At 63.2% G+C, this 20,581-nt stretch carries 25 protein-coding genes; 14 read left to right on the top strand and 11 right to left on the bottom strand.

Annotation, left to right across the window (positions count from 1 at the left end):
* Positions 1–80 precede the first annotated feature (80 nt).
* Genes F8197_RS02015 through F8197_RS02005 form a run of 3 tightly spaced genes read left to right on the top strand, consistent with a single transcriptional unit; the run spans position 81 to position 4,687 of the window.
* Positions 81–3,332, top strand: a complete 3,252-nt coding sequence (locus F8197_RS02015; RefSeq protein WP_152879597.1) for a winged helix-turn-helix domain-containing protein — start codon at positions 81–83, stop codon at positions 3,330–3,332.
* Positions 3,333–3,344: 12 nt separating this feature from the next.
* Complete coding sequence (locus F8197_RS02010; protein ID WP_152879595.1) at positions 3,345–3,713, top strand: hypothetical protein; 369 nt, start codon at positions 3,345–3,347, stop codon at positions 3,711–3,713.
* Positions 3,714–3,730: 17 nt separating this feature from the next.
* A complete protein-coding gene (locus F8197_RS02005; protein ID WP_152879593.1) occupies positions 3,731–4,687 on the top strand; it encodes a succinylglutamate desuccinylase/aspartoacylase family protein in 957 nt (318 codons plus the stop codon).
* On the opposite strand, the gene sugE is transcribed toward F8197_RS02005, so the two are convergent.
* Positions 4,684–5,001, bottom strand: a complete 318-nt coding sequence (gene sugE / locus F8197_RS02000) for a quaternary ammonium compound efflux SMR transporter SugE (RefSeq protein ID WP_152879590.1) — start codon at positions 4,999–5,001, stop codon at positions 4,684–4,686. The genes F8197_RS02005 and sugE overlap by 4 nt on opposite strands.
* 113 nt (positions 5,002–5,114) lie before the next feature.
* Between sugE and F8197_RS01995 the strand changes: the two genes are divergently transcribed.
* Both F8197_RS01995 and F8197_RS01990 read left to right on the top strand, forming a co-directional pair.
* Positions 5,115–5,474, top strand: coding sequence for a DUF1304 domain-containing protein (locus F8197_RS01995; RefSeq protein WP_152879588.1), 360 nt, complete (start codon positions 5,115–5,117; stop codon positions 5,472–5,474).
* Complete coding sequence (locus tag F8197_RS01990) at positions 5,475–6,017, top strand: hypothetical protein (protein WP_152879586.1); 543 nt, start codon at positions 5,475–5,477, stop codon at positions 6,015–6,017.
* Here F8197_RS01990 and F8197_RS01985 read toward each other — a convergent pair.
* Entirely contained in the window at positions 5,941–6,978 is a 1,038-nt protein-coding gene (locus tag F8197_RS01985; RefSeq protein ID WP_152879584.1) for a hypothetical protein, read from the bottom strand. The two genes, F8197_RS01990 and F8197_RS01985, sit on opposite strands and share 77 nt — an antisense overlap.
* A 192-nt stretch (positions 6,979–7,170) precedes the next feature.
* Here F8197_RS01985 and F8197_RS01980 point away from each other — a divergent pair, with 192 nt between their 5' ends.
* The 8 genes from F8197_RS01980 (at position 7,171) to F8197_RS01945 (ending at position 12,788) form a co-directional block, all read left to right on the top strand.
* Entirely contained in the window at positions 7,171–7,572 is a 402-nt protein-coding gene (locus tag F8197_RS01980; protein ID WP_056146033.1) for a CsgE family curli-type amyloid fiber assembly protein, read from the top strand.
* A 21-nt stretch (positions 7,573–7,593) separates the two neighbouring features.
* Positions 7,594–8,025, top strand: coding sequence for a curli assembly protein CsgF (locus F8197_RS01975; RefSeq protein WP_227012016.1), 432 nt, complete (start codon positions 7,594–7,596; stop codon positions 8,023–8,025).
* A complete protein-coding gene (locus tag F8197_RS01970; protein WP_152879582.1) occupies positions 8,022–8,942 on the top strand; it encodes a CsgG/HfaB family protein in 921 nt (306 codons plus the stop codon). The genes F8197_RS01975 and F8197_RS01970 overlap by 4 nt, the downstream gene beginning before the upstream one ends.
* 46 nt (positions 8,943–8,988) lie before the next feature.
* A complete protein-coding gene (locus F8197_RS01965) occupies positions 8,989–9,957 on the top strand; it encodes a hypothetical protein (RefSeq protein ID WP_152879580.1) in 969 nt (322 codons plus the stop codon).
* A 105-nt stretch (positions 9,958–10,062) separates the two neighbouring features.
* Positions 10,063–10,320, top strand: a complete 258-nt coding sequence (locus F8197_RS01960; RefSeq protein WP_152879579.1) for a hypothetical protein — start codon at positions 10,063–10,065, stop codon at positions 10,318–10,320.
* A gap of 2 nt (positions 10,321–10,322) precedes the next feature.
* A complete protein-coding gene (locus F8197_RS01955) occupies positions 10,323–11,288 on the top strand; it encodes a hypothetical protein (protein WP_152879577.1) in 966 nt (321 codons plus the stop codon).
* 141 nt (positions 11,289–11,429) lie between these two features.
* A complete protein-coding gene (locus tag F8197_RS01950; protein WP_056146052.1) occupies positions 11,430–11,720 on the top strand; it encodes a helix-turn-helix transcriptional regulator in 291 nt (96 codons plus the stop codon).
* Positions 11,721–11,729: 9 nt separating this feature from the next.
* Complete coding sequence (locus tag F8197_RS01945) at positions 11,730–12,788, top strand: alkene reductase (protein ID WP_152879575.1); 1,059 nt, start codon at positions 11,730–11,732, stop codon at positions 12,786–12,788.
* 40 nt (positions 12,789–12,828) lie between these two features.
* Here the strand turns inward: F8197_RS01945 and F8197_RS01940 are convergent, their stop codons facing one another.
* Positions 12,829–13,797 (bottom strand): MBL fold metallo-hydrolase, encoded by a 969-nt coding sequence (locus F8197_RS01940; protein ID WP_373996756.1) that lies wholly within the window; start codon positions 13,795–13,797, stop codon positions 12,829–12,831.
* 183 nt (positions 13,798–13,980) lie between these two features.
* Here F8197_RS01940 and F8197_RS01935 point away from each other — a divergent pair, with 183 nt between their 5' ends.
* Entirely contained in the window at positions 13,981–14,598 is a 618-nt protein-coding gene (locus F8197_RS01935) for a 1-acyl-sn-glycerol-3-phosphate acyltransferase (protein WP_152879573.1), read from the top strand.
* A gap of 3 nt (positions 14,599–14,601) precedes the next feature.
* On the opposite strand, the gene F8197_RS01930 is transcribed toward F8197_RS01935, so the two are convergent.
* From F8197_RS01930 to F8197_RS01895, 8 genes are read right to left on the bottom strand one after another with little or no spacing between them, the layout of a single operon-like run.
* Positions 14,602–15,162: a HupE/UreJ family protein gene (locus tag F8197_RS01930; protein ID WP_152879572.1), complete on the bottom strand. Its 561-nt coding sequence runs from the start codon at positions 15,160–15,162 to the stop codon at positions 14,602–14,604.
* Positions 15,159–15,806 (bottom strand): urease accessory protein UreG, encoded by a 648-nt coding sequence (gene ureG / locus F8197_RS01925; protein ID WP_056146067.1) that lies wholly within the window; start codon positions 15,804–15,806, stop codon positions 15,159–15,161. The genes F8197_RS01930 and ureG overlap by 4 nt, the downstream gene beginning before the upstream one ends.
* Before the next feature lie 24 nt (positions 15,807–15,830).
* The gene (locus F8197_RS01920; protein ID WP_152879570.1) at positions 15,831–16,511 is read right to left on the bottom strand and encodes an urease accessory protein UreF; all 681 of its coding nucleotides are present in this window, start codon (positions 16,509–16,511) and stop codon (positions 15,831–15,833) included.
* Between the two features lie 12 nt (positions 16,512–16,523).
* A complete protein-coding gene (gene ureE, locus F8197_RS01915; protein ID WP_152879568.1) occupies positions 16,524–17,033 on the bottom strand; it encodes an urease accessory protein UreE in 510 nt (169 codons plus the stop codon).
* 9 nt (positions 17,034–17,042) lie between these two features.
* On the bottom strand, positions 17,043–18,749 hold the full coding sequence (gene ureC / locus F8197_RS01910) for an urease subunit alpha (protein WP_152879566.1): 1,707 nt from the start codon (positions 18,747–18,749) through the stop codon (positions 17,043–17,045).
* Positions 18,750–18,769: 20 nt separating this feature from the next.
* Positions 18,770–19,096: an urease subunit beta gene (locus tag F8197_RS01905; RefSeq protein ID WP_152879564.1), complete on the bottom strand. Its 327-nt coding sequence runs from the start codon at positions 19,094–19,096 to the stop codon at positions 18,770–18,772.
* Between the two features lie 14 nt (positions 19,097–19,110).
* Positions 19,111–19,413 (bottom strand): urease subunit gamma, encoded by a 303-nt coding sequence (locus F8197_RS01900; RefSeq protein ID WP_019919889.1) that lies wholly within the window; start codon positions 19,411–19,413, stop codon positions 19,111–19,113.
* Between the two features lie 38 nt (positions 19,414–19,451).
* Positions 19,452–20,384, bottom strand: coding sequence for an urease accessory protein UreD (locus tag F8197_RS01895; protein WP_152879562.1), 933 nt, complete (start codon positions 20,382–20,384; stop codon positions 19,452–19,454).
* Positions 20,385–20,581: the final 197 nt, after the last annotated feature.

Below are 20,581 nucleotides of genomic sequence, written 5' to 3'. Positions count from 1 at the left end.
CATCAAAACCGCCTTCTGGAAACCTTCCCTGGCATAAGTCTCTGATTAATTGGCGTTTTATTTTTTCGTAGAAGGTTAGTTTGAACCATAAGAGCTTCCGTTTTGGTCAATGGCGTGTCGATCCCGCCACCAATACGCTCAACTCGGGTGAACTGAGCCGGCAGATCGAGCCGCGCGCGATGGATGTTTTGTTACATTTGGCGCGGCATCCGCACACGGTGATTTCCGCCGAGACCCTGCTCGACGCCTGTTGGGGCGACTCCCCGGCAAGCGACAACGCGGTTCATAAAATCATCACCCAGCTGCGCCGGGCGCTTGACGATTCGGCCTCCGAGCCACGCTATATCGAGACCATCCGCAAGCGCGGCTACCGCCTGGTTGCAGAGCTCAGCTATGAAGACGACGTCAGCCAGGGCAGCTGGACCCATGCCTCGCCGTTCCGTGGTCTGGAAGCATTCGAGGAACAGCACGCGGCGATTTTCTTTGGCCGCAAGCTCAGCGTCGACCGCCTGGTGCAGGTCGTGGTGGACCAGGTGCAGGCTGCCTGCGCGATGGTGCTGGTGCTGGGACCGTCCGGCGCCGGCAAGACCTCGCTGATCCAGGCCGGCTTGATTCCCGCCCTAAAAACGGGCGCGGCCCCGGCCGAGGCGGGCCTTGCCATCACCGATCAAGTGCAGATCGACTGCGCCGACATGGGCCAGTCCGGCCTGCTGGAAACCCTGGCCAGCACCCTGCTCGACGCCGAAATCGATGGCCAGCTGCTGTTCCGGAACACCAGCGCCACCGCCCTCGCCCAATACATGGAGCAGGATTTGCCGGGCTTGATCGCCCATTTACAGGCGCAATTGCCGGCGCTGCGGCTGGCCGTGTTCATCGACCGCTTCGAAGCCGTGTTCCGGTTGCCGCACATTACCGAGGCCGAGCGGGTCGTCTTCATCAATGTGCTCGACCAGCTGGCACGCTCCGGCTGCATGCTGCTGGTCCTGGCCTGCCGCAACGATTTTTACCCGCACCTGACCGTCTATCCGGCGCTGATGAACATGAAGCTGCGCGGCGGCCACTTCGACCTGGCGCCGCCCGGCAGCGCCGACATTGCCCAGATCGTGCGCCACCCGGCGCAGGTGGCGCAGCTGCGCTACACGGTGGACGAGCACGGCGAAGCGCTGGACGACCTGCTGTGCCACGCCGCCAAGGCCGGCCCCGACACCCTGCCCTTGTTGCAATACTGTCTGCAGGAGCTGTATCGCCAGCGCACCCCGGCCGGCGAACTGACGCATGCCGCGTTCCACCAGATGGGCGGCCTGGAAGGCGCCATCGGCGCCCGCGCCGAGCAGGTGATATCGAGCCTGGGCCCCGCCCAGATCGCCGCCCTTCCGCAATTGCTGTCGCGGCTGGTGCTGGTGGCGGAAGACGAAGCCACGGTCACCGCGCGCCGCGTGCCCTGGTCCGATGTATCGAACGGCGACGAAACCAAACTGTTGCAGGCGCTGGTCGATGCCCATTTATTCGTGAGCGACCTGCACGGCGGCGCCCCGGCCTTCGGCATCGCCCACGAAGCACTGCTGCGGCGCTGGCCGCGCGTGGTGGCGTGGGTGGATGAACACCGGCAGGCGCTGCAAACCCGCAGTCGCATCAGCGCCCAGGCGCGGCGCTGGCATGACAGCGGCCGCAAGCGCGACATGCTGCTGCCGTCAGGCACGCAGGCGAACCAGGCGCGGGAACTGGTACGCAAGGCACTGTTCAACTTTACGGCAACAGAGCGCAGCTTTATCGATTCGTCATTGGCCGGTGCCCGGCGCACGGAGCGGCTGCGGGTGGGCATCATGGCGATGATGACTTTCCTGGTGATGCTCGCCGGTGGCCTGGGCCTGTCGGCGCATGCTTCCCGCGTGCTCGCGGAGCAGCATCGTACCGAAGCCGAGGGCATGATGACGTATATGCTGGGCGAATTTGTGGAAAAATTGCGACCCCTCGGCAAACTGGACTTGCTCGACAGCGTCAGCACGCGGTCACTGGCTTACCTGTCGCACCATGTCGATAACAACGACAGCACCGTGGCCCTGACCCAGCGCGCCAAGTCGCTGCAAATCATTGCGGAAGTCAGGTACGCGCGCAGCGACAGCGATGGCGCTGTCACCGCGCTGCGCGCTGGCAGCACCATCCTATCGCATCAATTAAAGGCCGACCCGAACAATCTCGCGGTGTTGAAAAGCGCGGGCGAAAATGCATTTTGGCTGGGCAAGATCGATCTCGATCGCAAAGACCTCGACGGTGCGCAGCGGTTCTTCGAGCACTACCGTGATTACAGCAAGCGGCAAGCGGTCATTTCCCCGTCCAGCATCGATGTCTGGATCGAACAGTCGTACGCGCATAACAGCATCGGCAGCGTGGCGCTACGCCGGGGCGACGTGGAACTGGCCGCAAAAGAATTTGCCGCCTCGCTGGCATTAAAGACCCGCGCCTACAATGCGTCGCCCAAGAACAAGCAACTGCAGGCCGATCTTGCCGACAGTCTGTCGTGGCTGGCGCAAACGAATATGCAGACCGGAAAACTTGACCAGGCTACAGATTTGTACCGCCAGGAACTGGCCTTACTGCAAGACTTACGCGACAGGTATCCGTCGGAAGCGCTATGGCTCAACCGCTTGTCATCGGCTTGGTCGCATCAGGCTGAAGTAAAGCGCGCGCGGGGCGAACTCGCCGCAAGCGGCACCGACTTGCAAAACGCACAGACCTTGCTGGAACAAATAGTCAACCGCGATGCCAGCAACCGCAGTTGGCAGCGCAATTTGCACTTTGCCCAATTAAAACTGATCGAAGCGAACCTTACGGATCAAAATGCCGCCGCTTCGCTCGACAGAATTGAAGTATTGGGACAACGTTTCGATGACCTGATCGTGCTCGATCCGAAACGCGTGGCGCTGAAGACCATGCGGTCTGAGCTCGGCTATATAAAGGCGGCGGCTGAAACCAGGATCGGGCGGTCATCGAAGGCACTGGCCAGCCTGCAGCCCGCCATCACGGCACTGCAGGCATTGCAGACGCCGGGCAACTCGGACATGGCCGTCAAAAATGCTCTGGCAAAAGCACTGCTTTTGCAAGCTGACCTGCTAAAGACCACTGATCCGGCCACGGCGAAAAAGAATTGCGAAACGGTGCGCGACATGTATGCGTCGCTCATAGGCAGCAGCAACGACTTCAAACTGTTATCGCCGTGGGTAAAAGCGATCCATTGTCTGGGCCAATCGGAGCTGGCCATCTCGGCTCGAGAAAAACTGGAAGCGATGGCTTATCGCGATCCCGACTACGTGCAGTACCTTTCCAACCACTAGAAAGTAAAATTCATGTCAAAACTGATCACCTCCACCCAATTCTTGAATATTTCTGTCAAAGTAAAACCTGGTGCGGTCGCGGGCGAGTACAAGGTGGAAACGGCGCCGTCGATTCCCCGCATCACCCAACCCGATACCGTGATCAATTACCAGATCGTAGATACCGGCGGAGTCGATATCGTGTTTACCGGGATGTCGGTAACACCGGAAGACAACAACCAGTTGAGCGCTGCCATCGTCAGTGTGAGTGGCAAGCAGCTGACTTTCAGCGATGCCAACAGCGAAAAAATCACGTTGAATGTGACGCTGAAGTTCAAGGCGGAAAATCAGCATGAATTCGCGCACGATCCGCAAGTCGAAAACGAACCAGAACCAACCTGAACGAGGCACCAGGCCCGATGAGAACCGATATTCTTGCCAGCTGCGTCAGTCACGAATACGGCAACTATCCGGGCCCACGTCTGCTGATCACCGGCGCTGTCCACGGCAACGAACGCTGCGGCACCGAGGCCATCACCCGCGTGATGGCCGAACTCGACAGCGGCACGCTGTCGCTCCGCAGCGGCCTGGTCACCTTCGTCCCGATCGCCAACCCGCTCGCGTATGCCAACAGCACGCGCAACGGCGACCGCAACCTGAATCGCCACCTGTTCCCCACCAGCACGCCGCAAGACTACGAAGACCACCTCGCCAACTGGCTGTGTCCGCTGCTGGCGCAGCATGACGTGCTGCTCGACCTGCATTCATTCAACGCGCCCAGTGAACCGTTCGTCATGGTCGGCCCGCGCAACAACACCGGCCCGCTGGAACCGTTCCAGCATGAACAGGCCGAGCGCGCGCTTGCGCGCCATCTTGGCGTGCGGCGGTTTGTCGATGGGTGGTTGCGCACATACGGCGACGGCGTGCGGCGCCGTCTGGACGACGCCCAGCAGATCGAGACCGTGCTGCGCTACGGCATGGGCACTACCGAATACATGCGCAGCACCGGCGGCTATGCGCTCACGCTCGAATGCGGCCAGCACCAGGATCCGCAAGCGCCCGAGGTGGCGTACCGCGCCATTCTGAACACGCTCGCCTTCCTGGGCATGACCAATGGCCCGCCACCGGCGCCCGTCGATCCGCACGCCATCGAGGCGCTGAGCATGGTGGCGGTGGTCGATAAAATCTCGGCCGACGACAGGTTTTCGCGGCCGTGGCGCAGCTTCGATGTCGTTGCCAAAGGCGAGCGCATTGGCAAACGTGCCGATGGCACACCGGTGCTGGCCGGGTTCGACGGCCGCATGCTGTTTCCCGACAGCGCAGCGGTCGCTGGCGGAGAATGGTATTACCTGACCCGCACCAACCCTGAATTTTAAGCGTTGGTCAGTTTCAGGCCGATGATGCCGCCGATAATCATGGCGATGCACGCCAGGCGCATGGCGCTGGCCGGTTCATCGAGCATGACGATGCCGTAGATGACGGTGCCAACCGTGCCGATACCAGTCCAGATGGCGTAGGCGGTGCCCAGCGGCAGCGTGCGCAGCGCCAGGCCCAACATGCCGACGCTGCCAAGCATGGCGCTCAAGGTCCATAGCGTGGGCATCAGCTTGGTGAAGCCTGCCGTGTATTTCAGGCCGATGGCCCAGGCCACTTCGAGCAGGCCGGCGATGATGAGGATAATCCAGGTCATAAAAATCTCCAGGGCGCGGCAAGGTGGTCCCTGCCAGTTGGCGCGCAACACAAAAGTATACCATTCGCAACAATCTCGGAGATAATCGTTCCTTAACAAGAACAGGAGCAACCATGCAGTTACTGGCCCAGATCGTCACCGGCTTTGTCGCGCTGATACACATCTATATTGTCCTGCTGGAGACGGTGCTGTTCGATACGCGCGGCCGCAAGGTGTTCGGCTTATCGACAGAAAAAGCGGAGATCGTGCGCCCCGCGATGTCCAACCAGGGCTGCTACAACGGCTTCCTGGTGGCGGCGCTGGTAGTCGGCTTTGCCCATCCGAATACCGTGGTGGGCGCGGCGTTCACCGTGTTCGGCCTGTCTTGCGTGGCGGTGGCCGGCGTGTGGGGCGGTTTGACCGTCAAGCGCAGCATCTTGTTGATCCAGACCTTGCCGGCGGTGGTGGCATTGGCTTTGCATTTCGCGGCGTAAATGTCCATGATTCGGTGGTTCTACAATCTTCTCTACGGCACCACGCCAGCCCAATTCCCCAGCCCCTATTCCATCGACGAAGCTGTTGCCCTGCTGTCCAACAAGGTAAATCGGACGCCCGGTCACGGCGCGGTTGGCACGGTCACGGCGCAGCGGGTGGAACTCACGCGCGAACGAGTATTCTCGCGCAATTCAGGTCGGGCAGTTTTCACGGGCACATTTGAAACCGAGCACGGCCGGACCGTGCTCAAGGGCCAGTTTGGGATGACAGTCACGGAGACACTCTCCATGTCATTCGTGATGGGGCTCATCCTCTTGTTTACCGTGGTTGCCACGATCAAGGTGGTCGAGCAGCCGGCCAACTATGCATTCCTGCTGGGCTGCATCGGATTATTTCTGGTCGCCACGCTGGTATGCCACTCCGCGAAACTGGATATCGAATTCGATCATGCCTGGCTGGCCAAAATCATGGGCGCGGCGCTACACTCAGACTCGGCAACACCGTCACCGACGTCGCCGGCACCGATTCCACCGGCGGCTTGACGCCGGTGCCGCGCAGCGCCAGCAGCCAGCCCACGCCGTCGAACCAGAACGGCGCACCGAGCGACGAAGCGAATGCCGTGATGATCCATCCCATTAGCGCAAACCCCAGCGCCAGCAGCCACGCGCCAGCGCCCTGCCCGTCCAGGTTCTCGAAGCGCGACGACGGCCAGCCGACCGGCAGGCCCGCCACCTTGTCGATTTCCTTTTGCGCGGCGACGGCCTGGCCCAGCGCCTGCGCCGGCGTGGCGTTCGTGTCGATCTTCACGCGGCCGGCGGCGATCGTCTCGGCGCTGGTTTTGGCCAGTTCGGCCGCCACGCTGTCGTCCTGCCACAGGCGCTGGCTCAGCACCAGCGCATCGATATTCATCGCCCCCGCATAAAACAGGCCGATACAGAACAGCACCAGCTGCGAGCGGCGCTTGTACCAGCCGGTGATGCGTTCCATTACCGTCTCGTACCAGATGCGCACGGCATTCTCGAGCGCGGCGGCATCGTCGGGACCTTCTCCCATGATGGCCAGCAGGGTGCGCGCCAGGCCCTCGTTGCCGGTGTTGGCCAGCAGCAGTTGCGCCGTGTGGCCCTTGCCGTAGCGCGCGATCAGCGTGGCCACAAAGGCGCGTGCAAAAATCGGCGCCGGGATGTAAGACGGCATGCGGCCGCGCTGCGCCATGCCGACGATCAGTGGATGGCGCATGACGTCGGCAGCCAGCGAGGCATCGCCTAGCCGGTCGAGACCGAAGCAGTTGTCACGCCGCAGCAGGCGCGCAAGCGAGGGGCCGATGCCGCGCAGGCGCGGCTTGGCCGCCGACTCGTGCAACATCGTCAGCACGCCGTCGAGCAGCACCTTGGCGCGGGTTTGAAACAGCGAGGCAATCGCTTCGCGCGTAGCGCTGCACAACAAACTCATCGCCAGGAACGTGAACGACAAGCCGATGGCAACGTCGAGATAATGGTTGGACATGACGCTCTCCCGAGCCGATTTCGATACCCGTACACTAATTGATTTCACAGGCTCAAGCACGTTTTTCCGCTTCCTTTCCCGCACAAAATCATATCGTCCCCGCGCGTGATCGTCGTCAAATTTGAGGCGAACGCGACTTCTATACTCGACTGACGACTTGGCCACTTCCGGCCCAACCGCAGCGAGGATCACATGTTTTTACGCGTCATTTTTATTGCGGCAACAGCGCTGTGTGCGCTACGCGCCGCTGCCGCCGATGCCGAGCCGCCGCGCGCGGTGGGCGTGATCACGGTGCAGACCATGACCACCGCCGGCCACGATTTTTCCCAGCATTTTCTGGCGGCCTGGCGCGACCAGGACGGCAGCGACCAGGTCACGCTGGCGATCCGCGAGCGGCCGTCGGCGCGCTTCGGCAGCGAAGTGTGGATCGATTACTCGCAGCGCACCGTGCTGCAACTGCGCCTGCCGCCGGCCCGCGCAGCCTTGCCAGAACTTGCCGCCAACGCCGTGCAGCACGTGTGGGCCACCGTGCAGCGCACCGATGCCGAACGCAAGCTGTTCCACGACGCCGACCTGGCGCCCGATGAATTCTGACCTCACAACAAGGAGACCATGATGCTCACGCACTCCCTTCGCACTGGCATGCTGCTACTGCTTGCCGGCGCCATGCACTTCCACACCAACGCCACCGAACTGGTGTACCAGGCCGTGAACCCGTCCTTCGGCGGCTATCCCGCCAACGGCCAGCACCTGCTGGCCGTGGCCAGCGCCACCAACAAGCACGTGGACAAGGGCCTCGGCTATTCGTCGCTGCTGGACCAGTCGCCGCTGACGCAGTTCAACCAGACGCTCGAACGCACGGTACTGAGCCAATTGGCGTCGGCCGCCACGTCCAAGCTGACCGGGCCCGATGGCAAACTGCTGCCAGGCACCTTCCAGACGTCCAACTTCACCATCACCGTCACCGACCTGGGCGGCGGCATGCTGCGCATCACCACCGTCGATAAAACCACCGGCGCGTCCACCTCGTTCGAGGTGTCGCAATGAAGCCGCGCGCAATCATCGTGCTGCTGGCCGTGGCGCTGGCCGGCACCGGCTGCGCCATCTCGCACCCGCCGTCAACGCCGCGCGACGAAGCCGGATCGGTGGCGCAGCTGACCACGCTCACCGCCGCCAGCCGCGACCTGCTGCAACTGCCGCCACCGAAGGGCAAGATCGCGGTGGCCGTGTATGGCATCCGCGACCAGACCGGCCAGTACAAGCCGTCGCCCGACAGCTCGTTTTCCACGGCCGTCACGCAGGGCGCCTCGTCGCTGCTGGTGAAAGCCCTGAAGGACTCGGGCTGGTTCGTGCCGGTGGAGCGCGAGAACCTGCAAAACCTGCTCACCGAACGCAAGATAGTGCGGGCGCTGGAAATGCCGCAACCGGCCGACGCGCCGCCAGTGCAAATGCCGCCGCTGCTGGCCGCGTCGGTGCTGGTCGAAGGCGGCATCGTCGCTTACGAGAGCAATGTGCGCACCGGCGGCGCGGGTGCGCGCTTCCTCGGCATCGGCATGTCGTCGCAGTACCGGGTGGACCAGGTCACGGTCAACCTGCGCACGGTCGATATCCGCGCCGGCCAGATCCTGCAAAGCATTTCCACCACCAAGACCATTTACTCGTACGAACTGCATCCGAGCATCTTCAAATTCGTCAGCGTGAAGGACCTAGTGGAAGTGGAAGCCGGCATGACGCGCAACGAACCGGCGCAGCTGTGCGTGAGCGAAGCGATTGCCGCCGCGCTGGGCCACCTGATCGTGCAGGGCGTGCGCGAGCAGCACTGGGCCCTGGCCGACCCGGCCCAGTGGTCCAACCCGGTGGTGCAGCGCTATGCGGGCGAGCACCTGGCCGCGTATGCCCCGCCTGCAGCAACGCCCGCTGCAGCCGCAGCGCCGGCCACCGAACAACAGAGTTTTACCCAGTAGTACCGGCAGTACCAGTAGTACCCACTCAACCCAAGGAGATACCGTCATGAGAACCACCATTGTTTCCGGCGCCGTCGCCGCCGCCCTGAGCCTGATGTGCGCACTGCAACCGGCCACCGCCCAGAGCAACCGCGCCACGCTGACCCAGAACGGGTCCAACAACCTGGCCAACATCGAGCAGATGGCCAGCGCGCAAAACGCCGTCGCCACCATCACGCAAACCGGCAACTACAATGTCGCCGGCACGCCCGGTGGCGCAGCGGGCATCATGCAAATGAACTCGCAAAACGTCACCGCCACCATCAACCAGAACGGCAACTACAACCAGGCTGGCGTGGTGCAGGACGACGTGGACAACAGCACCGCCGCGTTCGCGCAGATCGGCAACAACAACGAAGTGGCAGCGCGCCAGGAAGCGGCCAGCTATTCCAACATCTCGGCGCGCCAGGAAGGCAACTATAACTTCGCAGAGTTCGCACAGTCCGAAGTGGCGACCGGCACCGTGACCACGCGCCAGGTGGGCAACAACAACGAGCTGTCGGTGCGGCAGGAACGCGCCGGCAACACGTCGCCGGTGGTCGAGCAGCAGGGTACGGCCAACGTGGCCAATATCCAGCAAGTCCTCGACTACTATTCGAACCCGTCCATTTACCAGAATGGCATGCGCAACGAAGCCAACGTGGTGCAGAACAACGCCCGCGACACCCAGAACATGACGGTGCGTCAGACCGGCATGGACAACCGCGCCAATGTCAGCAACAGCGGCATGCGCAACGCCTCGATCGTCACCCAGACCGGCAACAACAACGTGGCGACCGTCAGCAAAACCATGAACTTCAACGAATCGGAGATCCGCCAGATCGGCAACCTGAACACCGCCACCATCACCCAAACCGGCACCGCGATGACGGCCGCCCAACCCAACGTGGCCATGATCATGCAACTGGGTAACAACGGCAATGCCGCGCTCGCCCAAACCGGCAGCAACAACCGCGCGACCATCGTACAACGTTGATCGTCAGCGTCACCACAGGGAGTCCCCACCAGGGGCTCCCTGTCCGTGCTGCGCCACGCAGTACCCGATCAACATCGCATTCAAGGCAGCCGACAGGGAGCCATCATGAAACACCATTCCACCGCCAGCGGCATCCTGCTGCGGGCCACCGGCACCGACAGCATCCAGGGCACCATCGATCAGGCCGCGACCGTGCACAGCAGCGCTTTTGGCACCGACTTGCGCATCACCCAGACCGGCGCGCGCAACCTCACAACCACCGGGCGGCACGGCAAGCTCCAGGACGCCACCATCATCCAGGACGGCGGCAACAACCGGGGCGCCGTCGTTCAACACGAGTCCGCCCCACCACCGAAGGAGTGACCATGAAAACTACCCTCACCGCCCGCAGCGCCGCGCTGCTGGCCACTGCGCTGACGTGTTCGTTGTGCGCCGCCCAGGACGACAACAACGCCAGCGCCAGCCAGTCCGGCGCCGGCAACCGCGCCTATATCGCCCAAACCGACAACCTGGGCGGGATTTTCGCCACGGTGGTCCAGAATGGCAACAACAACCTGGTGGGCAACCCGGACAGCCAGAGCGGCGGTGTGCGGCAGTACGAAGCGTCGAACCTGCGCTTGGAAATCCGCCAGACCGGCGACGCCAACCGCGCCACCGGCACCCAGCGCAGCGGCGAGCGCACCTGGTTCATCCTCGAGCAGACGGGCGCCGCCAACATTACCGCGGTGCGCCAGGATGCGGCTTTCGAATCGGTGACGCGGGTGCGGCAAGCGGGCACCAACAACCGGGTCGATGGCGACGCCGCCAATACTCTGGCCAACGGCTTCATCGCGTTTCAGACCGGTGCCGACAACACCGTCAACATCTTCCAGCGCCGCAATGGCTTTTCCGATTCCAACATGGACCAGAACGGCACAGGCAACCAGATCGTGGTCGAACAGACCTTTGCCGACTATACGCAGCACGACATGGCCCAGTACGGCGAACGCAACCAGATTACCGCCTTGAGCAGCGAATCCCTGTTCACCGACTACACCATCACCCAGAACGGCACCGAGAACCGCGCCACCACGCGCACCTCGGCAACAGTCAGCGGCGGCGACCTGCTCCAGTCCGGCATAGGCAACATGGCCAGCACCGACCAGCAAGGTCGCAGCAGCGACTACAACGTCACCCAGAGCGGCACGCTCAATACCGCCACCCTGACCCAGAACGGCAATATTGCAGCGGAAACCAGCAACCTGGCCACGATCCGCCAAAACGGCCAGCGCCTGAACGCCAGCCTGGTTCAGACCGGTGGCGGCAACCAGGGCGTCATCGCCCAGCAATAACCTCCGTTCTTTCACTGGCACCCGCATTTTTACGCGGGCGCCAGCACGTTTTCGATTTATATCGTAAGATCACGATATTGGCATCGGAAAAAGACGATATGCATGTCGTTCCAACCCGAAGTCATGTTTGAAGGAAATACGATGAATATCGACGCGATCCACAAGGCCTTGGCCAATCCCACGCGGCGCCAGATTCTGGCGTGGCTGAAGGATCCTGAGCAATACTTTCCGACCCAGTCGCACCCGTTCAGCAATGGCGTGTGCGCGGGCCAGATCGACCAGCGTGTGGGGCTGTCGCAATCGACGGTGTCGGCCCACCTGGCAATTTTGCTCAAGGCGGGGTTGATCACGTCGCAGCGCGTCGGCCAGTGGAACTATTTTCAACGCGATGAAGCCACGATCCGGGCTTTCATCGACCAAATGACCCTATAAAGGAAACATATGCCTACCCTCTTCGACCCGATTACCATTGGCGACCTGACCCTGAAAAACCGCATCGTCATGGCCCCGCTCACCCGCGCCCGCGCCATCGGCGGCGCCCGTGTGCCGAACGCCCTGATGGCCAAGTACTACGAGCAGCGTTCCACCGCCGGCCTGATCCTCTCGGAAGCCACTTCGGTCACGCCGCAGGGCGTCGGCTATGCCGATACGCCGGGCCTGTGGTCCAACGAGCAGGTGGAAGGCTGGAAGCAGGTCACCGCTGCCGTGCACGCGGCAGGCGGCGTGATCTTCGCCCAGCTGTGGCACGTGGGCCGCATCTCGGACCCGAGCCTGCTGAACGGCGACGCTCCGGTAGCGCCCAGCGCAATCGCAGCCGAAGGCCACGTCAGCCTGCTGCGCCCGATGCGCCCTTACCCGGTGCCGCGCGCGCTCGCTACGGAAGAGCTGGCCGGCGTGGTGGCAGCCTATAAACTGGGCGCGGAAAACGCCAAGAAGGCTGGCTTCGACGGCGTGGAAATCCACGGCGCCAACGGCTACCTGCTCGACCAGTTCCTGCAAGACAAGACCAACCAGCGCACCGACAACTACGGCGGCACCATTGAAAACCGCGCCCGCCTGATGCTCGAAGTGACCGATGCCTGCATCGCCGTGTGGGGCGCCAACCGCGTGGGCATGCACCTGGCGCCACGCCGCGATGCGCACGACATGGGCGACTCCGACCCGGCCGCCACCTTCGGCTACGTGGCGCGCGAGCTGGCCCAGCGCAAGATCGCTTTTATCTGCGCTCGCGAAGCCGTGGGTGAAGACAGCCTGGGGCCATTGCTGAAAAAAGAATTCGGCGGCGTGTACATCGCCAACGAAAGCCTGGACAAGGCCGGTGCCCAGCAACTGCTCGACAACGGCACCGCCGACGCAGTAGCCTTCGGCAAGGATTTCATTTCAAATCCTGACCTGCCCCGCCGCCTGGAAACCGATGCGCCGCTGAACAAGTGGAATGCGGAGACGTTCTATGGCGCGTCGGCTGAAGGTTATACCGACTACCCAGCCCTGGCCGCCTAGAAGCCACTGCCCCGCCAGCCGCGCGGGGCGCTGTCACCGCCTAGCGCGGCTGCGTGTAGCTGACCGGCACGAACTGGTAAGCCTTGCCGTTGGCACGGACATGGCCCAGTGCCGGGAACGACAGGTGTGCCGCGCCGACCAGGTAGCCGCCCTTGGCCGCTGCCGCGAACGCCGCGTTGCGCTCCTTGATCGCCACCGAGCTGTCGGTATCGAAGGCGATGCCGACATTCGGATCGTCAAACTGCACCGACTGCACATGCAGCAGGTCGCCCAGCAACACCAGCTTCTGTCCCTTGCTCTCCACCACGTAACTGATATGCCCCACCGTATGGCCGCCGTTGAACTGCGACCGGATGCCGGGCGCCAGTTCGCCATTGGCGGTAATCGGCTGGAATTTTCCGGCTTTTACGTACGGCGTGAGCGACACCATCGGTCCTTCGAAATTGGCCTTCGCGTCGGGCTTGGCCTGGTCCAGGTTGGCCTGGCTCAGGTAATAGTCGGCATCCTGCTTGCCGGCGCGGACGATGGCATTCGGGAACACGCGCTGGTCCTTGCTGGCCAGGCCACCGACGTGGTCGCTGTGCATGTGGGTGATATAGATTTCATCGACCTGGTCCGGCGTGTAGCCTGAAGCCTTGAGGCTCGCGGCCAACTGGCCGGCGGTGGGGCCGAACAGGCCGGCGGCGCCCGTGTCGATCAGCACCAGCTTGCTGCCGGTGTTGATCAGGAAGGCGTTGACCGAGGTCTGCAGTGGCTCTTTGAGGAACGATTTGTCCAGCGCCGCCTTGGTTTTTGCTTCCGGCTGCTTGAGCAGCTTGCTCACCGGCAGGTCGAGCGTCCCGTCGTTGAGCACGGTCACTTCGAACTCGCCGAGCGTGGTGCGATAAAAGCCGGGGGCCTGGAATTTGGCAAACGGCGCGGCAGCGTGCACCGGCCCCATGGCGCCAGCCAAAACGGCGGCGACGGCAGTCGCCATGGCAACCCGGGAAGAACGAGCGATATTGATCATGATTTCACCTTCTTGTTGATATTCTGGAACCTGACAGCTTACCGCATCGGCACACCAACACCTGCCTCGAAAGGATGAATAACTTGCCCCCCATCCGGCCCCAATATAGAATGCGCCGAGTTTTTTGACGAGGAAGATGTCGCCGTGTCAAGAGTATAAATAAACCAATACAGGGTGCATGACATGAGCGAATTCGAACTACAGGTAGCGGCGCTGCCACGGTGGCGCCAGCGCGCAGCGCTGCGGGTATTGAACTTTTTCGGCTGGAAGGTGCTGTTCCGGCCCCTGCCCGGCCCGCGTGGCATTTGCGTGATTTATCCGCACACGTCGAACTGGGATTTCCCGATCGGCTTGCTGGGCAAATGGGCGATGGACCAGCCATTCCGCTTCCTGGCCAAGGACTCGCTGTTCAAGTCGCCGCTGGGGCCATGGTTCCGCTGGCTGGGCGGCGAGCCGGTGCAACGCGGCGCGCCGCAAGGCACCATCAAGGCCCAGGCCGAGCGCATGAACGCGTCCGAATACTACTGGGTGGGCATCACGCCCGAAGGCACGCGCGCGTACCGGCCGAACTGGAAGAGCGGCTTTTATCACCTGGCGATGGAAGCCAAGGTGCCGCTGGTGCTGGTATTCATGGACTACCCGAGCAAAACCCTGAGCCTGGTCGATCACATCCACCTGACCGGCAACCAGGAGGCCGACATGGCGGCGATCCGCGCAGTGCTCGAGGGTCACCAGGGCCTGCATCCGGAAAATGCGGCGCCGATTATCCTGGCGGAGCGGCGCGCGGAGCCGCGCGGTTAATCTTTACAGCGCCGCAGCAAGCACCATGCCGGTCGCGGCAATCCCCGCGCCGGAAAACTTGACCGCCAGCGCCGGCCCCACGCGGCCCAGCAGGCGGCCGCCATACACCAGCATCGCGCTGGCCACCAGCAAACCCAGCGCGCTCGATACGGCCGGCAGTTCCAGGCCGTGCGCATTGCCGTGCAAGAACGCAAACGCGCCCACCATCGCCACACTTGCCGCTGCCGGCAAGCGCGCGGCAAAGGCGATCAGCGCACCGAGCGCCGCCACCGTCAGCGCGATGCCCAGCTCCAGGCCAGGGATTGCCATGCCCAGCGCGCCGGCCAGCATGCCCGCCATCACCATGCCGATGAACGTCGGCGGCAGCCACTGCGCGTTAGACTGGCGCGCGCTCCACACTCCCACCGCCAGCATCGCCAATAAATGGTCGATGCCGGTGAACGGATGGGCAAAGCCGTCGAGGAAGCCGTGCGCGTGCGCGCCCGCCTGCGGGTGGGCGACGGCGGCGGTGCTGGCCAGCGCCAGCGTCAGCGCTGGAACGAGGATTTTGACGGTGCGTTTCATTTGGTCTCCTGGGCAAAGTGCGGGGTTGAGCCGAGCAGGCCCTGTTCGCGAATAAAATCGATGACAGCGGTGACGCCGTCGCCGCTGCGCAGGTTGGTGAAGATGAACGGCCGGCTGCCGCGCTGCTGTTTGGCGTCGCGCGCCATCACGTCCAGGTCTGCGCCCACGTGCGGCGCCAGGTCGGTCTTGTTGATGATCAGCAGGTCGGAGCGGGTGATGCCGGGACCGCCCTTGCGTGGAATCTTCTCGCCACCGGCCACGTCGATCACATAGATCGTCAGGTCGGACAGCTCGGGGCTGAAAGTAGCGGCCAGGTTGTCACCGCCCGACTCCACCAGGATCAGGTCGAGATTGGGAAAATCGGCCTGCATGCGGGCGATGGCTTCCAGATTGATCGAGGCATCTTCGCGGATTGCCGTGTGCGGACACCCCCCCGTCTCCACGCCCATCAGGCGCTCGGCCGGCAGCGCATCGGCGCGCAGCAGGATTTCCATGTCTTCCTTGGTGTAGATGTCATTGGTGATGACAGCCATGTCGTAGTGGTCGCGCATGCCCTTGCACAGCATTTCGCACAGGGCGGTCTTGCCGGAACCGACCGGGCCGCCGATGCCGACGCGCAGGGGATTGGAAGTCATTTGAGTCATATCGTTTATCTCGTTTTTGTAAAATTATGATCGGTAAAGCCGGCTGTACTGCACCTCGTGCTGCATCGACAGCAACGACAGGCCAGGCGCCCAATTGCACATGTCGTCGTCAGCCACGGTTTGCGCGTAACGGGCAGCTGCCTCGATATCGTCGCGCAGCGACAGCAGCATGCGCTGCCCCGCCACCTGCCCCAGCGGCACGGATTTCACACACACCAGCACCTGGTTTTCGGCCCAGGCGAACAGCATGGCCAGCAGCGCGGCATCGTGCGGAATCTTCAGTGCCGCCACTGCGCAGGCAAACGCGGTGGGCAGCGCCACTTCGGGCTCGCGCTGCAAGTGGGCTTTGGCGTCGGCATCGAGGATATCGAGTTCGGCCAGGAGCTTGACCAGCGAATAGCCCATCTGGATGGTCTCGGCGCGGAATTCGGCACTATCGCGCGAGGCGATGAAGCGCTCGCTCCAGTCGTCCACGGCCTGCCAATCGCGCTTGGTCCACGCCTGCATCAGGCGCCAGGCGACCGGCGCTTCCCATTGCGCCACGACTTCGTGCAGGTGGCGCAAAATCCAGGCGCGCGCGGTGGGGGCGTTGTGGACCGTGCCGTTTTCCAGCGCGGCCTCCAGGCCTTGCGAGTAACTGTAAGCGCCGATCGGTAGCGCAGGGCTGGCGAATTGCAGCAGGTTGAGCAGCGCTGAAGCTTGCATCGATACGTAACCTTATGCCGCGTCGCCGGGGCGGTGGATCTTCTGGCGCACCGGGATCGGCGCCAGCGGATGGTTGTCGTGGTGATGGCCATGACCGCCGCCATACGCGCCCGACTCCGGCTCGAAGGCGGCCGATTCCTCGACCACCACCGCGCCCAGCCCCGCCAGCATTTCCTTCAATACCGCATCGGCGCGAATGCGCAGGAAGCCGTCGCCGACCTGCGCCTGGGTGTGGCGGTTACCGAGGTGGAAGGCGCAGCGCAGCAGCGCGTGCGCATCGGCACAGGTGACCTTGTAGGTGGGCTCCGCCGCCGCCACCACGGCGATCACGCGCCGGTCTTCGCCGGTGAGCAGGTCGCCGTCGCGCAGCACGGTGCCGCGCGTGGTGAAGACCGCGACGTCTTCGCCGTTGTCGAGCGTAGCGCGCAGGCGGCATTTTTCGCGCAGTTCGTAGGGCAGTACCAGCCGCGCGGCGATGGGGCCAGCTTCGGCCGCTGAAATTTTGGTATGAAAGGTGAACATGTCGTTTGCTTAGAACAGGAAGTAACGCTGTGCCATCGGCAGCACGCTGGCCGCTTCGCACACCAGCAGCTCGCCATTGGCGCGCACTTCGTAGGTTTCGGGGTTGACGTCCATCTTGGGCGCCAGGTCGTTGTGGATCATGTCGGACTTGCGCAGCGCGCGCATGTTCTTCGCCACGATCAGCGTTTTATTGAGCTTGAGGCGGTCGCCGATGCCATCGTCGAATGCCGACTGCGAGACAAACGTAAACGACTTTTTCAGGCCGCCGCCAAAGGCGCCGAACATCATCCGGTAGTGCACCGGCTGCGGCGTGGGGATCGAGGCGTTCGGGTCGCCCATCGGCGCGGCAGCGATCATGCCGCCCTTGATGATGGTGGACGGCTTGACGCCGAAGAACGCCGGCTTCCACAGCACCAGGTCGGCGATCTTGCCCACTTCGACCGAGCCCACCGCATGCGCAATGCCGTGCGTGATGGCCGGGTTGATCGTGTACTTGGCGATGTAGCGCTTGACGCGAAAGTTGTCGTTGTTCGACGAATCCTGCGGCAGCGGGCCGCGCTGCACCTTCATCTTGTGCGCGGTCTGCCAGGTGCGCAGCACCACTTCGCCCACGCGGCCCATGGCCTGCGAGTCGGACGACATCATCGAGATGGCGCCGATGTCGTGCAGGATGTCTTCGGCGGCGATGGTCTCGCGGCGGATGCGCGATTCGGCAAACGCCACGTCTTCCACGATGGCGGGATCGAGGTGGTGACACACCATCAGCATGTCCAGGTGCTCGTCAAGCGTGTTGACGGTGAACGGCCGGGTGGGATTGGTCGATGACGGCAGGACGTTCGATTCGCCCACCGCCGCGATGATGTCCGGCGCATGGCCGCCGCCCGCTCCTTCGGTGTGGAAGGTGTGGATGGTGCGGTCCTTGAACGCGGCGATGGTGTCGGCCAGGTAGCCGCCTTCGTTGAGGGTGTCGCTGTGGATGGCTACCTGCACATCCATCTCGTCGGCGACAGTGAGGCAGTTGTCGATGGCGGCGGGTGTACTGCCCCAGTCCTCGTGCAGTTTCAGGCCGATGGCGCCGGCCCGCACCTGCTCTTCCAGTGGCGCGGGCAGACTGACGTTGCCCTTGCCGAGAAAGCCCAGGTTCATCGGGAAGGCATCGGCCGCCTGCAGCATCGAGTGCAAATGCCACGGGCCAGGAGTACAGGTGGTGGCCGAGGTGCCGGCCGAGGGACCGGTGCCGCCGCCGATCATGGTGGTCACGCCGCTCATCAGGGCTTCCTCGATCTGCTGCGGGCAGATGAAGTGGATGTGGGTGTCCACCCCGCCGGCGGTAACGATCTTGCCTTCGCCGGCGATGATCTCGGTGGCGGCAGCGATGATCATCGTCACGCCGGGCTGGATGTCCGGGTTGCCGGCCTTGCCGATGGCGGCGATCATGCCGTCGCGCAGGCCGATGTCGGCCTTGACGATGCCCCAGTGGTCGATGATGACGGCGTTGGTGATCACGGTATCCATCACCAGCGGGTCGGTGCGGCAGCGCTGCGACTGGCCCATGCCGTCGCGGATCACCTTGCCGCCGCCAAATTTCACTTCTTCGCCATAGATGGCGTAATCATGTTCGATTTCGATAAACAGTTCGGTGTCGGCCAAACGGATGCGGTCACCAAGTGTGGGACCGAACATCTCCGAATAAGCGCGGCGCGAGATTGTAGCCATGTCTGCCTTTAGCTGAGTTTTTATTCTTTGGGGGGATTCGGGTCCAGCTTGCCCATGACTTTGCCGCTGAAGCCATGGACTTCCATGTCGCCCGACAGCGTGACCAGTTCCACCGTGCGCTGCTGGCCCGGCTCGAACCGGACCGCAGTGCCGGCAGCGATGTTGAGGCGCTTGCCGTAAGCCTTCCAGCGCTCGAACTTGAGCTCCGTGTTCACTTCAAAAAAGTGGAAGTGCGAGCCGATCTGCACCGGGCGGTCGCCCTGGTTGGTCACCACCACCGTGGCGGTCTCGCGGCCTTCGTTGAGACCTATCTCGCCTTCCTTGAGTCGATATTCACCGGGAATCATTGCGATCTCCTCGTTCAGGGTATGGGATTGTGGACGGTGACAAGCTTGCTGCCGTCGGGGAAAGTGGCTTCGACCTGGATGTCCGGGATCATCTCGGGGATGCCGTCCATGACATCCTTGCGCGACAGGATGGTCTGTCCCTCGGACATCAGCTGCGCCACGGTTTTGCCGTCACGCGCGCCTTCCATGATGGCGCACGTGATCAGCGCCACCGCTTCCGGATAATTGAGTTTCAGTCCGCGCGCGAGACGGCGCTCGGCCACGATGCCGGCGGTGAAGATCAGCAGTTTGTCTTTTTCTCTCGGTGTCAGTTCCATGTGCTTCCAGTCATATTCGTATTCTGTTCGTCGGCGGTTCAGGTTTGCCAGATGCGCGGTGTGACCGCTTCGCGCTCCAGCAAGTGCGGGCGCACGCGGCGCCATACCGCCAGCATCAGGCGGCGCGCGGTCTCGCTGTCGTCGCCCAGGTGGCGCGCCACGAGCACGCCCCTGGTATGGGTAACGCCGAACACGTGCCCACCGTTGACCGCCGCGCCAGTCGAGCCGTTGGCCGCACCGTTGGCAGCACTAACGGCCGCACCGTCCGCAGCGACGTCGGCGCGGATATCGGCCAGCAGCTGGTTCATCTGCGCCGCCGGCAGCGCCTTGCCCGCCGCGATCAGGGTGGCGCACACGGTGCGCCCGCCCAGCGCCAGCGGGCTGTCGAGGCGCCCGCCCAGCATGGCGCCCTGCTCCCACCACAGCAGCTTGCCCTCGCGCCGGATGGTGCTGCGCTGGGTGACGGTGCCGGTGTTGAACACTTCGCCCGAGCCGCGCCTGCCCATGCACAGGATTTCGCAGCCGATATAGGTGGCCCCAAGCGCCAGCTCCACGTGCTGGTCGAGGATGACGTCGGCCGTGTCGAAGAAAATCGTCTCCTGCGGCAGCCATTCCAGCGCAGCGTATTCGTTCACATGCAGGTGCACGGTCTGGCGCGAGCGCTTGCCGTTGGCCTGGTACCACTTGGCCGCGCCGGGCGTGGTAATGCAGGCATGGGCGCGGTCGCCCACGCCGATGTCGATGGCCAGCTGGTCGCCGCCCACCACGCCGCCGGGCGGATGGACCACGATGGCGTGGCAGACTTTTTCATCTTCCGGGTACAGCGCCTTTTGCACGCGCAGCGGGCCGTGGTGGCGGTTGTTGAACAGGCGCGTGGTGCCGCCGTCGTCCGCGAAACCGAGCGTGAGACCGGCCTGCCAGGCGGCGGCTTGGCGGGCAGTATGGTCGCTCGGTGAGGTGCAATCTGGCATGGCGCAATCGTTTACAAATAATGTCGTGTCGTATGCAAGCCGCGTGCCAGCCTGCCAAGATTATTCATAGCGGTTTTAGAAACCTCACGCACCGTGACGGTGCATTTGCACCAATGTAGCGCAATTCTCACGCCCGCAAATAAATGTTGACATCGAAATCGATTCCTATATCCTTACTAAATCGTTGCACTAAATCG

The sequence above is a fragment of the Duganella sp. FT27W genome, from assembly GCF_009295655.1.
GTDB classification, from domain to species: domain Bacteria; phylum Pseudomonadota; class Gammaproteobacteria; order Burkholderiales; family Burkholderiaceae_D; genus Rugamonas; species Rugamonas zoogloeoides.
Note: the sequence above shows the minus strand (reverse complement) of the source record. Positions and strands in the feature narration are given on the sequence as shown.

Bases quoted from the DNA above. Each gene is read 5' to 3' on its own strand.
- F8197_RS01920 (WP_152879570.1), bottom strand. From the start codon at position 16,511: ATGCAAGCTTCAGCGCTGCTCAACCTGCTGCAATTCGCCAGCCCTGCG.
- F8197_RS01905 (WP_152879564.1), bottom strand. From the start codon at position 19,096: ATGATTCCCGGTGAATATCGACTCAAGGAAGGCGAGATAGGTCTCAAC.
- F8197_RS01955 (WP_152879577.1), top strand. From the start codon at position 10,323: ATGAAAACTACCCTCACCGCCCGCAGCGCCGCGCTGCTGGCCACTGCG.
- ureG (WP_056146067.1), bottom strand. From the start codon at position 15,806: ATGACTCAAATGACTTCCAATCCCCTGCGCGTCGGCATCGGCGGCCCG.
- F8197_RS01935 (WP_152879573.1), top strand. From the start codon at position 13,981: ATGAGCGAATTCGAACTACAGGTAGCGGCGCTGCCACGGTGGCGCCAG.
- sugE (WP_152879590.1), bottom strand. From the start codon at position 5,001: ATGACCTGGATTATCCTCATCATCGCCGGCCTGCTCGAAGTGGCCTGG.
- F8197_RS01940 (WP_373996756.1), bottom strand. From the start codon at position 13,797: ATGATCAATATCGCTCGTTCTTCCCGGGTTGCCATGGCGACTGCCGTC.
- F8197_RS01990 (WP_152879586.1), top strand. From the start codon at position 5,475: ATGTCCATGATTCGGTGGTTCTACAATCTTCTCTACGGCACCACGCCA.
- F8197_RS01895 (WP_152879562.1), bottom strand. From the start codon at position 20,384: ATGCCAGATTGCACCTCACCGAGCGACCATACTGCCCGCCAAGCCGCC.
- F8197_RS01980 (WP_056146033.1), top strand. From the start codon at position 7,171: ATGTTTTTACGCGTCATTTTTATTGCGGCAACAGCGCTGTGTGCGCTA.
- F8197_RS01960 (WP_152879579.1), top strand. From the start codon at position 10,063: ATGAAACACCATTCCACCGCCAGCGGCATCCTGCTGCGGGCCACCGGC.
- F8197_RS01985 (WP_152879584.1), bottom strand. From the start codon at position 6,978: ATGTCCAACCATTATCTCGACGTTGCCATCGGCTTGTCGTTCACGTTC.
- ureE (WP_152879568.1), bottom strand. From the start codon at position 17,033: ATGTTCACCTTTCATACCAAAATTTCAGCGGCCGAAGCTGGCCCCATC.
- F8197_RS01945 (WP_152879575.1), top strand. From the start codon at position 11,730: ATGCCTACCCTCTTCGACCCGATTACCATTGGCGACCTGACCCTGAAA.
- F8197_RS01950 (WP_056146052.1), top strand. From the start codon at position 11,430: ATGAATATCGACGCGATCCACAAGGCCTTGGCCAATCCCACGCGGCGC.
- F8197_RS01995 (WP_152879588.1), top strand. From the start codon at position 5,115: ATGCAGTTACTGGCCCAGATCGTCACCGGCTTTGTCGCGCTGATACAC.
- F8197_RS01965 (WP_152879580.1), top strand. From the start codon at position 8,989: ATGAGAACCACCATTGTTTCCGGCGCCGTCGCCGCCGCCCTGAGCCTG.
- F8197_RS01975 (WP_227012016.1), top strand. From the start codon at position 7,594: ATGCTCACGCACTCCCTTCGCACTGGCATGCTGCTACTGCTTGCCGGC.
- F8197_RS02010 (WP_152879595.1), top strand. From the start codon at position 3,345: ATGTCAAAACTGATCACCTCCACCCAATTCTTGAATATTTCTGTCAAA.
- F8197_RS01970 (WP_152879582.1), top strand. From the start codon at position 8,022: ATGAAGCCGCGCGCAATCATCGTGCTGCTGGCCGTGGCGCTGGCCGGC.
- F8197_RS01900 (WP_019919889.1), bottom strand. From the start codon at position 19,413: ATGGAACTGACACCGAGAGAAAAAGACAAACTGCTGATCTTCACCGCC.
- F8197_RS02005 (WP_152879593.1), top strand. From the start codon at position 3,731: ATGAGAACCGATATTCTTGCCAGCTGCGTCAGTCACGAATACGGCAAC.
- ureC (WP_152879566.1), bottom strand. From the start codon at position 18,749: ATGGCTACAATCTCGCGCCGCGCTTATTCGGAGATGTTCGGTCCCACA.
- F8197_RS01930 (WP_152879572.1), bottom strand. From the start codon at position 15,162: ATGAAACGCACCGTCAAAATCCTCGTTCCAGCGCTGACGCTGGCGCTG.